This is a genomic window from Paenibacillus sp. FSL K6-2524, from assembly GCF_038005525.1.
GTDB lineage: Bacteria > Bacillota > Bacilli > Paenibacillales > Paenibacillaceae > Fontibacillus > Fontibacillus anaericanus.
The window spans coordinates 1120499-1132736 of record NZ_JBBOSP010000001.1 but is presented as its reverse complement, the minus strand read 5'-3'; the positions used below and the strand labels follow the sequence as shown (position 1 = coordinate 1132736).

At 42.4% G+C, this 12238-nt stretch carries 10 protein-coding genes; all 10 read right to left on the bottom strand.

The features are described 5' to 3' along the window. Positions 1–3 precede the first annotated feature (3 nt). Positions 4–1200, bottom strand: a complete 1197-nt coding sequence (locus NST85_RS05005; protein ID WP_341188708.1) for a restriction endonuclease subunit S — start codon at positions 1198–1200, stop codon at positions 4–6. A gap of 4 nt (positions 1201–1204) precedes the next feature. Then, entirely contained in the window at positions 1205–3952 is a 2748-nt protein-coding gene (locus NST85_RS05000) for a type I restriction-modification system subunit M (protein ID WP_341188707.1), read from the bottom strand. Between the two features lie 539 nt (positions 3953–4491). After that, positions 4492–5640, bottom strand: a complete 1149-nt coding sequence (locus tag NST85_RS04995; protein WP_341188706.1) for a helix-turn-helix domain-containing protein — start codon at positions 5638–5640, stop codon at positions 4492–4494. Positions 5641–5655: 15 nt separating this feature from the next. Further along, positions 5656–6360 carry a hypothetical protein gene (locus NST85_RS04990; protein ID WP_341188705.1) on the bottom strand — a complete coding sequence of 235 codons (705 nt, stop codon included), beginning with the start codon at positions 6358–6360 and terminating at the stop codon, positions 5656–5658. 199 nt (positions 6361–6559) lie between these two features. After that, positions 6560–7039, bottom strand: a complete 480-nt coding sequence (locus tag NST85_RS04985) for a hypothetical protein (RefSeq protein WP_341188704.1) — start codon at positions 7037–7039, stop codon at positions 6560–6562. 60 nt (positions 7040–7099) lie between these two features. Next, positions 7100–7534, bottom strand: a complete 435-nt coding sequence (locus NST85_RS04980) for a hypothetical protein (RefSeq protein ID WP_341188703.1) — start codon at positions 7532–7534, stop codon at positions 7100–7102. Positions 7535–7537: 3 nt separating this feature from the next. Continuing rightward, positions 7538–8581 (bottom strand): ParA family protein, encoded by a 1044-nt coding sequence (locus NST85_RS04975; RefSeq protein ID WP_341188702.1) that lies wholly within the window; start codon positions 8579–8581, stop codon positions 7538–7540. Between the two features lie 56 nt (positions 8582–8637). Continuing rightward, positions 8638–10743: a C40 family peptidase gene (locus NST85_RS04970; protein ID WP_341188701.1), complete on the bottom strand. Its 2106-nt coding sequence runs from the start codon at positions 10741–10743 to the stop codon at positions 8638–8640. Further along, complete coding sequence (locus NST85_RS04965) at positions 10692–11099, bottom strand: DUF6075 family protein (RefSeq protein WP_036684745.1); 408 nt, start codon at positions 11097–11099, stop codon at positions 10692–10694. The genes NST85_RS04970 and NST85_RS04965 overlap by 52 nt, the downstream gene beginning before the upstream one ends. 116 nt (positions 11100–11215) lie before the next feature. Continuing rightward, on the bottom strand, positions 11216–11635 hold the full coding sequence (locus NST85_RS04960) for a sigma factor-like helix-turn-helix DNA-binding protein (RefSeq protein ID WP_036684744.1): 420 nt from the start codon (positions 11633–11635) through the stop codon (positions 11216–11218). Positions 11636–12238 lie beyond the last annotated feature (603 nt).

Here is a 12238-nt window from a genome sequence, read left to right as displayed (position 1 = left end):
CTCCTACACAAACATTTTTTCGAGCATAGCTTTTTTTATATTTATTAATTTTTCTAGCTTAAGCCGATGAAGGGTGATAAGGTTTTCGAGATTTTCGAAAAATTTAGCGATTTTAATCTGCTCATCATATCCGGGAGCTTTTATTTCAATAGTACTGAATAATGGAAACTTTAAATTCCAAGTATCAGAGGTAAGACCTTGCGAGTTGATTGTAAATTTATGTTTCATTTCAGGCTTCTTAAACATATACGCAAAGAACAGAGAATAAACTCCTTCTCTTGGTATAACAACAGTATAAGCAGGGCTTAAAATGCCACTGTAAGGCGAATATCCACTTGCTCCTTGCCACATTCTCATTGAGTTATATGCGATGTCCCCAACCTCAACTCTTTTATAATTGGATTTATCATTACTCGAATTATTATACCTACCTAAGTCTGAAGCTTTAACAACACCCGAGTTCATAGTTACCGAAATTAATTCCCCTTCGCTTGAGCGTTGTGTTCTTTCATCAAAGTATTCTCCCAACCTGCATTGTTCCCAAACATCGGTAAATCCGGAAAAGCGAATCTCCGGAATGTTTGATCCATCCTTAGGAAACATTTTTTCGAGCATGGATTTTTTTATTATTACTAGCTTGTCATACTTACGCTGATGAAGAGTAATAAGTTTGTCAAGACGTGCGAAGAAGACCGTAATTCTCTCCTGCTCAAGCACAGAAGGTATGTGACACGAAACGTTAATAAATGAGTCCCAATATAGTCTTTTTCTGAAGTCGGTGACTCCATAAGAAAGATTGTTCATCTGAATAATCGATTCATCTCGGCGCAAACAATAATCCATAAACAGAGGGTAAAGCTCAGCACTAGGAATAGCAGTGATATATGCAGGGCTTACCATTCCTTCTGACTTTACGACTCCGACTGCCCCTTGCCACGCACGCATCATGTTTAGAACAAGATCACCGAAATACACATGTTTATATAGAGACTTATCTTCGCTTCTACGCACCTTTTTCCCTAGACTATTGCTGTCTAATTCTTCGTTTGAAATACCATGATGGATGGAAACGGAAAGGATCTGCAACGAATCGTCTCCTCGTTCGTTACGCTCCGTGTATATTTCTCCCAACTTCCGCTGTTCCCACGCACCGATAAATTCATTGAAACGAATATCTGGTTTTTCATCTTTTCCAGCCATAATTTCATTCACCTTTCAGTAGCTTTTGGAGCTCGCTGAGACCTTTCATATCGTACTCGTTGGCGACGAGTTCATCAATGAGTACCGAGAGAGTAGACTCCTTTTCTCTAATCTCCGTTTCAACCGCAAAGTAAGTGACAGCGTATTTCTCGGAAAGAGCTTTGACGTTGTCTACCAGAATAGAAATTACTGCATGGGGGAGCTGCTTAATACTCTCCGTAAGCGGAACAATCCATTTTTGTTCAAGCAATTCCAGCGCTTGCTCATCGGACAGCGATTCAATGACTTCCTTGGTTTTCATATGCAAGGCTACTGCATCCGCTTTTACCTGTGCTTTTAATTCCTTTTCTTCGGCCATAAGCTTACTTACTTTTATAATTTTCGCTTCAAAGGATTCTTCCGGGAAGTCAAAAACAGATTGAAGCTCCGCTATATAAGCATTTACTGCTTTTTTAGCATAGGTGCCATCATGGCTTGCTTCCATATTGGACCATACGATGCCGTTGTGTGTGCTGATAAAGGCAAGTTTATCTTCTTTCCTAGCAATTGCGGCATAGGCGTTAAGAGCCTTAATTTCCTGGGTATCGACATCAGCATAGATTTCTTTAAGTTTTTCACTGACTTCTTTTGCGATGAACGCATCACTGGAATCGGTTGTCACGCTTGAATCCTTTTCTTCTTCGGAAAGTGAGTCGAGTATTTCATCATATTCAGAGGAGATTTCGGCAAGGCGGCCCTCTTTTTGCATAACCGCTTCATATTCATCCGAAAGAAGTGTCCGCTGAACAAGTTCAAACGGAATAACATGACCGTTCCAACCATCCTGTACTTCTTCCTCTTTGCCATCCTTCTTCTTGATGACCATGTTGGGATCAACCTTCTTAACAGCGTTGAAACCCTCTGTCTGAATAACTTCAAGATCAACAGATGTTTTTGCCCATTCATCAGCAAGAAATTGATAGGCTTCATATTTGTTAATAAGCGGAATGGAGGCAAGTCGGGCAAAAATTTCAGTACACAATACAGCCTCTTCCTTTGAAATATTCAGGCTCGCCATATTGGTTATAAGCTCGCTTTTCATGAAATCTTCGAAGTCTCCGAAGGCATCCATGAAATTGGAAATAAAAGCTTTTACAGCGGGATGCTCGTTGACAGTCTGTTTAATATTGCCAACTGTCAATTCAGCGTAAGGACCAGCTTCATATATAAACAATGCCTCCTTTAATCCCGAAAAAGCACTCCAGTACGCGTCGAGTTTATCAGTTTCGCTCATGGGAATACCGCCGAACATAGAAGCATAGAGATCCCATTTCTCTGCGCCTTCGGAGGAATCAATGTATCTCGGAATATTCAAGTTATATTCATTCCGGCGAATTTCCTCACGGCTGACTTTTCTTGCGAATTTGTCAAGATTGGCTCTGGCCGTTACGGTATCAACGATCTTCTTAATATCAGACGCTCTGAGTTTATTGTTCTTGCTAGCTTTCATAAAGCCCTTGGATGCATCAACAAACAAAACGTCGGTATTCCCACGCTTTTGCTTCAACACCATGATGACTGTCGGAATACCCGTGCCAAAGAAAATATTGGCGGGGAGCCCGATGATAGCATCAATATGATTGCCTTCAATCAGATTTCTGCGAATCCCACCCTCTTCACCGCCGCGGAATAAAACACCATGAGGGAGAACGATCGTCATGATGCCATCCGGCTTAAGATGGAACAAGTCGTGGAGCAAGAAAGCATAATCGGCTTTTGATTTCGGAGCGACACCAAAACGTGCGTAGCGAGGATCTGTTTCCTTATTGCTCGGGTCCCAATGCTGAGAGTATGGAGGATTGGAAACAACCGCATCCACATAAAGTGGATTGTACGTTTCAATCGGGCTGGCTTCATCAAAGTACGGCCAATCATCTTCCAAAGTGTCACCATTGCGGGTTACGATATTATCCGGAAGGATGCCGCGCATAACTAAATTCATACGAGTCAGGTTGTATGTATTCTGTTTTAGTTCCTGTGCAAAGTATTTAATGTTGTCTTCATCATCAATATACTTTGCAACAGAACGACCGATGCTGATCAAAAGAGAGCCCGAACCGCTCGTCGGATCGTAAATGTTGATTTCCTCCCTGTCTTTCAAATGTGCTGCAACAATTTCAGACATAAGAAGGGATACTTCATACGGAGTGTAAAACTCGCCTGCCTTTTTTCCAGCATTGGCTGCAAACATGCTGATCAGATATTCATAGATGAAGCCAAGGACATCGTAGTCCTGTTTGCCGTTCATCGGAATATCCTTAATCATATGGATCAGATCGCTGATTGCTTTGGTTCGAGAAGCGGAGTTTTCACCAAGTTTGCTTAAACCGGCCTGCAAGGTATTAAATATACCCTCGAATACCATCTTATAAGAGGGATTAATTAGACGGTTAAATGCCGACAAGGCATCTGTGACATTAGACACATCGAAATCTTTGCCCATTTTGAGCCAAGTTGAGAACAAGTCCTTGTAGGCAATAAAATATCCGACACGTTCACGAACATACCTTACGGTTTCGACATCGTCTTCAACAAGCGTCTCGATGTCTTCCTGGGGAAAGCCTTCTTCTTTCAGAAGCTTTAACTCCCTGTCCGAAAGATACTTATAAAATATGAAACCTAAAATGTAATCTTTATATTCGTTGGCCTCGATTTTTGAGCGCATTTTATTAGCGGATTCCCATATTTTCGTAGCGAGTTGTTGCTTATTCATAATCTCTGTGTATCCTCTCTGCATAATTCTATGTATAATTTAAAAGCATATGTTGACTTCTGTTATTACTCAAGCTTTCTGAGGGAAGTTCTTGCCGCTTATTCCCTAAGCACGAAAGCATTCTTGAGGTGAGTGGGACACTAGGGGTGAGTCTGCTGCTACGGCTCTAAGACCAAACGTAGACACAAAACCAATGAATTCCCCTTACGTGTAACAGCAGACTCAAAAAAGCGGGGTCTGCTTATCCACGCCAACCGGCCAGTGATCATTCGGAGAAAAACCCTGTAACTCCATTCAAACTCAAGCGTACCACATAGAAGAGCACTTTCCTAGATGCCTCTAATTTACAATTCACAAGGATTCACGGCATTTCTGAGGATCAAAACTTGGTTCGAATATTACTTTGTAACACGGGAGTATGTCTAAACATATCTAATACCAAAAAGCAGGAAGCCTTTACTTGATTATTGCAAGAAGCTCTATCAGAAAAAAATCAATACACATCATAAACCTCTGAGGAGTTTTCAGACCTCAGAGGTTTATGATTCTTTCTGATTGTTAATTATCAGTCTAAGCGTAGGCTCAATCTCCTTAAGTTTAAGTGACCCTTTATCCATAGTACAAAGCATTTCAATAAACTCTCTCGGGACGCCACTCTCATTGATTATTTGCAGTTCATTTTTAAAATTATTCTGGAGTAACATCTTTATGCCTTTATTCAATAGAATAGGCTTAGGAACCGAAATTACATCATCTAAGGGTTCTTTTGATCTCATTTTGTGAATGGACATTTGCTTCATTAATGAAGTATATCTGCTCTGATCAATTATCCCTAATTCTTGAGCTCGATATAACATAGCCGCGATTGATACTTTCCAATATTTTTTCAACTCTATAAAATGAATCAACTTAGTAGAAGTAACTGTCTTTGCAAATGCCTCCGCAGGTAATAGAAAAGCTGATGCAAAGCGATTCGCCTGACGCTCAATAATCTTGAATTCCTCTCTTGAAAGTATATCCTGGTTGTGAATATGGTTGTGCATCAAGCGATGACCAATTTCATGAGCTGCATCAAATTGTCTTCTTGCAGCGGATTCCTTATCATTTCCCAAGAAAATATAAGGACGTCCCTTTCTGGATTGACAGAACGCATCTACCTTCAAGCTCTCCATATCAATTGAAAAAACAACAATACCGTTTCGTTCCATAAGATTAACTATATTATTGATAGGATTTTCTCCAAGTCCCCAAAACTGTCTGACATTCTCCGCAAGTAACTCTATTGAATCATCATCCCACTCAGTTTGATCAAATGAAGATAAATCGGGTAAGTTTAGTTCAGGAAATTCAATGTACTTTTGCAGATAATCATATATATATCCAGCAAGCCTTGATTTATTATATTGAATCTCCTTGTTTTTTTTCGTTGCTGCTGCAGATGCTCTAAAGAAAGTATTACCTATGATATGTTCTTCATAGGTTTTATAGAAAAAACTCTTGGGAAAATCCAACTCCCGAATAATCCCCATCATCGTACTGGATTTAGGCTCATTTTCCCCCAACTCATACTGAGAAATAGCTTGTTTAGAAAGGCCTACTCTAATCGCGAGTTCACCAATACTTAGCCCTCTTACTAAACGCGCCTCTTTGAGTCTAGCTGGGATAATTTTCTGCTCTTCATTAATCATATATCTTTCCTACTTTCATACTGACGGATCAAATTTCAACTTTAGAGGTATATCCTCATCAGTTTGATGTGCTGTATCTTTGAACGGTATTTTGATATCTTCACTGTCCTCATACACATTAATCGGCTTAACATTGTCTAAACCATTGCTAAGTACCCTACTCGTAGTATCCTCTAAAAATATCCAATCTGTATGATCAGGCAGTAAAGCGCCCTCTCTGATTGAACCATCATGAGGGTCATAAACAACAATTAGACCAAAAGGATAATTCTCCGCACCTAACGGGTGTATTGCCTTCTGGTATTGAATATCTATATCTGGAGAGTCCTCAGGTAATCCTTCTTCAATTAATCTGGGGATATTTGAAACAGAAAAATTCATTCTGTATGTACTAGCACTGTCAAACATGTCTTTCTTAGTGGATAATGGTAAGACAAGAACAGATATATTTCTCAGCTTTTCTCTTAAAACTATATAGGGATGGAATCCCGATTTCTTTTTTTCAATCTCAATTTGTAAGTGCGGATACTTCTTAATCGCATTAATTACTTCTGTGTTAACAAGGTCATAACGATTTTTGGGATTCGACGTATCTGTTTCGATATCTGAAAATAGCTCTAGGTATAGCTGATGTCTCTTAAATCCCGATTTAATTCCTTGACATATAACTGTCCTCTGCTCCAAGAGAAGCATACATTTTTGATATATATCTATACTCATAAATTGTCCCCCTCGTTAATGTCCTCACTACAAAGATATACCAAAACACAGTTTTTGTCTAGTTTCGTCCATTTCTATTCTAAAATCGTAAAGTTTAAAATCATATTTAAGTTAATCGTCAATTAAACTCAATACTACAATACCCGCCCTCACTTGATCGGAGTGCGAAAAATCGAGGGCCTTAATCAAATAGCCCCTCTCATTTTTGTAACACAGAGCAATCCACATGTGTTGTCCGAGAATGAGGACATGCATCACTCTTATCCGCTGCTGCCAGCTTTTTTAGTTTTTCATTCCGCTCCTGCCTAAACACCATACGATAATAGAAGGCTTCGTGTTCGGAGTCTGCGATACCCGGAAAGTCCTGGGAAGCGACATCGAGAACGTTGTGATCACCGCCATCAACGATTAGGAAAGACATCTTCCTTGCCAATTTGCAGAACAACAGCGTGAACAGAGGAAAAAGGATCAGGTGGAAAACACTGGCCGAGACGAACAGCGCAAACGAATCGCCGAAATGAGCATATTCCTGCAAAAACAGCCCACCGCCATTGCCAAATACAACGAACAATTGGTCAGACGACTGATTGAAAAGGTCACCGTCGTCTATGAAGGTAGGTTCGCCGTCGAATTTAAGTCCGGCGTGACGGTAGAGGTAGAGGCGTAGTATAGGAAACAAACAAGGCACTCTACTGGATTGGTGTAGGGTGCCTTGTTTGGAGATTCGTCATCGTTGTGCTTATTCAGAATCAGTAGAATTCTCTGAACCAGTATTCCAAAAGGCATCTCCTCGTGAAGACCTTCGCCGGGTAGTTTCAACGATGTGGTTAATGAGTCTATTTCGATCTTTCCACTTCATTGCTAGCTTTGCGGTATCCATACCGTTTTCTGCTATTACATCTTTTAGTTCTTCAATATTCAAAGCTTCAAGTGCTGTCATTAAAAAATCTGCACCTCGCTCAAGCAAAACAAACGGATTAACTTTAGCTGGTTCGCGCCGTTTACCCCTTTTTGGTTTAGTATCGGCAGTTTCATTATCGGAAGAATCCGTTGTAACTAAATTTGCTTCAAATATTAACCCCATGCGGTTTGCAAATTCATCATTATTAGTGATCTCATCTGCTATACAGGTACTGACTTTTTTCCAAAGTGCAAGAACATTCTTTCTGTCCATGCCTTATACCCCCTCGGTAAGTCTCATGAATTCTTCCGTAAACTCTACGAATGAGTTGTATTGTCCTTGGTATCCCCATTTCTGTCTAAGTGTGCTGTACGCTTGATATTCTGCAGCTTCTGCCATTTGAGCGCTCTCTGAAAAATATGCATCAAAGACCAAAGGATAATGTAACTTCGATCCTCCCATTGGTTTACCTGCATCGTTGCGCATTTTATCCAAGGTCCTTGCATGGATAGCAGCTTGCCCTCGTACTTTTGTAGCAACTATCCCAATTGGAATAATTTTGTCTTCAATTTCATCTGAAAACTCTGCCACTCGAGTAACGATCTGCGGAATACCATATGTCGACATGACATCCGGTATCGTCGGAATAATGTAGCCATCAGAGATGCGAAGACCATTAAGAGTGATGTATCCAAGATTTGGCGGGCAGTCGATTAGCACATAGTCATAATCGTCAATTATATCTTTAATACCTCTACGCAGAATATTAACCGGATTGCGTGTCTGGTATTTCCCAGCAGGCATTGTTATTAAGCGATCTTGCAAGTTAATTAAATTCAAACTAGAAGGTAACAAATCCACCGACTTTACTTCGCCGACATTTCCCACAGATTTTTGAAGGGTTTTTGAAAGATCAAAATTACTGCTATCGTCTATCGCATCTTCAAATAAAGTAGAGAGAGTATGCCCATCTTGGTTAAGGGCAAACCACTTTTCCTCTCCGATAAGCATTGTAGTGGCATTTGTCTGCGGATCTAAATCAATGACTAGTACGCGCTTATTGAAGGCTCCAGAGAGAGCCTGTGCTAGCCCAACTGTTGTCGTAGTCTTAGCCACGCCACCCTTGAGATTAATTAACGAAACTTGATTGATGTTGTTTTCTTGATATATCCAATCTACACTCTCACTGAAAAAACATTCTAGCCTGCTCTGTCGCCAATCAATGACATCAAATTCGCTCAGTATGCCGCCGATAAATCCACCCAGTCGACATGTTCCCGCGGGTAATAAAAATGGGATTTCAAAGCCACCGGATTCCAACCAGTAAACTCCAAAACCCCTTATCTACAAGGCTTTCACGCTCTCACTTCTCCACCTTAACCATCAACTACCGTCTCAACGTGTGGTCTTCCAAACAGCACTTGCTTATCCGAATCAAACAAATTGCGGTACACCACCTGTCCCCGACTTGAGGAAGCATCTACAACTTTGCCATCCCCCGCATAAATGCCAACGTGAGTTATATCCATAAACCTGCCATTACGCTCGTAGCTCCAAAATACAAGATCGCCGGGAGCCAGGCCTGCCACGCTTACTGTCAGGCCATTCTCTACGCTAAATCGGGCCTGTTCCGCAGCGGTACGCGGTAAGTTGATACCAAGCTGTTGATAAACCCATTGAACGAGATAGCTACAATCTATAAAGTCATCCTGGCCGGCCTTCGGCTGACTGTACGGATCGCCTAAACGAGTTAGCGCCAATTTGACGACTTCGCTGCCTAGTTCTCCTTCGGGCAAATGCTGCCCAACATTCACAAGCTGCCCCGGCGTCAAACCAACATCCGTTTCTTTACCGAGCATCGCAAACATGAGTGGACGAAACTCCCCAGACATCATTTCCTTCATGATGTCCATCTGTTCATTTGTAAAGTGAAAGGACTCAGCCTGTTGCTCTGCAGTTTTGCTCGTAACGGTAATATGCAAAATGCGTTCATAGCTAGTAGTCGTCTCTTCGCTGGTGCTCCCATCTTCATGCTTTACCGTAACGGTTTCCGTGTGTTCGATCGTTTCAATACGGGATTCAAGTTCATTCATATCCCAAAACACCGATTGGATGATACCGATCCTTGTTGCATCAAGTGTTGCTACATCCATTCCGTTTTCTGAGTCCATGACAGTCTTCACGGCAAAGACGGCGATAACATCCATCCAATTATCAATTCGCGTGTTGTCCGCGCTGCCGGTGTAATGCATCTCCACCCGGTCTACCTGACCGGCAGACTGCTGTATTTCTACCAGTCGGTCGGCAAATTCAACGTCCAGCTCTTGAACGATTCGGGAAAGCGGCTTTACATCGGCATCTGTATTTTCACCGGATACAAAGATGCTGAAAGGAGAGGAAATGACAGCAGCAATGGCCATTACAATGCACAACAATACAACAACCGTACTGCTGACCCCCAAAAGCGCTGCCACTCCTTTGACAAGCAAAGCGGCTGCTTTTACGACCATCTTAATGATCCGAAGATTTAATCGTGCGGCAGCTTGCGCCCTTTGAAGGGAGCGGCGGGCAGTTATCGCCATCTGTGCAGCCCGCTGCGGTGTCCTGGCACTATTGATTTTTCCTTCCGCTTGATGATCAGAACGGCTTTTAGCATGTCCTAGCCGTTGTCCCGTTTTTATAAATGGCGATAATGTCTTGAACTTCCGTTCTTTACGTTTGATCGTATAGTCTGCCCGCTTGGATATAGCGGAGGGGATTCGGGATGACGGTTGCCTGATATGCCGCTTCCTCAAGTTTTCGGACGTTAGCACTTTTGGGCGATTTCCGCGTACATTGGCAGTATGAGATGCCGCGGCGACAGATGCTCCTTTTTTCCCGGCTGGTTCTTGATGTCTGCTTCCTCGATGTAAGATTCCGTTAGGAACGCTATCTCTACGAGAAGGATGCAGAAGCCGGGCATTGACCCGGCTTCGTATAAAGCTTTGTTTTCCCGGTTGCTGGCTAGATGACAAGAGATATTTTCCATCAACCGGCTTACGAAGATGTAACCTGTGGGCAAGTCGTGATTTACTCATAACCGAAGGCTTATTATTAATGTCTACGGGGTTCTGTCTTGTGACCGTATCACCTACCTGTAGCTCCCGCTTTTTTTGAATGAGCCGAATCAATCTTTTGCCTACAACCAAACTCGTTCCAATTTTAACACGTATCGTTTTATCTATGGCCGACGCAGAATGGTGCTGCGCATATTCAACTGGAGTTTGTGAAGTCGTCTTTTCATTGTCTTTCTGCTGTTTCGTATGGGCACTTGAACGTTTTACACGATCCATCAGGTTTGGCAATCTGTCCAAACGTTTAATGTCTTTCACAACAGTCCTCGTTTTAATATCCTTCATCGTCCTATTCCACTCCCGTTGCTGATAGCCATTCAGCGAATTTGTTCGGTCAGCCGCTTGAAAATCCTCTCTTGGCTTCGGCAATAATCCGGATAACAAAGGTGAATCGCTTCAAAAAAATAAGGAGCGTAACTGCAATCGAATAATTCGTGAGGAGTGGAGTAACGTTCCCCGCCTGTTTCGGTCCAGCCATTCCACAGATTAAAAGCAAGCCTGCACACGCGAATAGAACTACCGGTTTGCCAAGGGGCCGCAAGACCTTCGGGCTTGATGCCGCCATTCGAATAATCAAACAAATCGCGGATATGAGTCCGGGTATCTCGGGAAATGCCTAATGTGTAGAATAGTGCCCGATGGTAGCCGTCGCTGCATTTCCTTTCATCCAGCAAACGATAGTAGAAATTTTCGTGTTCAGCATCTCGAAATCGAATCGGATTCATTGTTACCTGCCCCTCTCATAGAAAATGAGCGGCTGGTTATAACCAGCCGCTGTCTGAACATGGCCTTCTATACAACCGTTCATTTTGGCACGAAAACCGGACCCTTCAATGAAAAACTACATACTTTTGAGCAAGTGTTCCATTTGTCTCAAGCCTCTTTGGATAGATTTACGAACAGCCCGTTCATCGACATGCTCGGCTCTGGCAATCGCGACCTTGCTCATGCCTAGAAAAAAGTGAGCATAAATTCGTCTTGCAGATTTCTCCGGCAACTGGCACATGGCCTCATAAAGCTGCTGCCGGGAAAGCTTGCGCTCGTAAACTTCCTCCGATGAAAGTGAAAGAAAGAGAATATCCTGCTCAATACCGTCATTCCGATCAAGCGAGTAATAAGCCTGATGGCGATACGCGCGTAACCTGTATGCGTTTTCATCCAAGTCGAAGCGACGGATTTCTTGCGCAACTTCTTCATCCACATCTACCCACACATCCGTCTTAAAAAAGGGATACATATCCCGCAGGTTAATCCTTTTCATATTCGTCCCTCCATTTTGGTTTTTAGGCAAACCAAAACAGAGGGAGGAGAGCGACAGCCTAAGCTTCCTTTAAAGCGTTTATGAATAATCTCAAAAAAACAAAAAAGACTTTGCCACAGAGCATGCCAACGCTCCATTGCGGCTAAGTCTGAAAGTGTTCGTGTTAAAAACCGTAGAACAGGCACATAAAAAGATCGCGGCTTGATATTACAGACTACTGGGCTGGGGACACATAAATATCAGCTCCATCCTCACATGGCAACACCATGCGAGAAGAAAAGCCATCTGTTTATGTGGTGCTACCATCCAGAATAAAAAAGAGCGCCTCACGACTCTTCCTGATAAGGAAAAGAAGCGGCGCTCGATGCCTGATTATGAGAGAACGAGGAGGGACAAACAGACGATCCTGGTTATGTCGATCCAGAATCGGCTCGCACCAGCCCAAAACAAAAAAACAGGCTCTCCGAAACCGGATGGCCTGTTTGCCTCTCAACATACTGTTCCTGTCTTGTTCACGATACCATCTTATCATGAAAATCGTGCAAATGGGGTGCATAATTGGTGTATATTGGGTGCGATCCCATACTCTGTTCGGTGCATGTT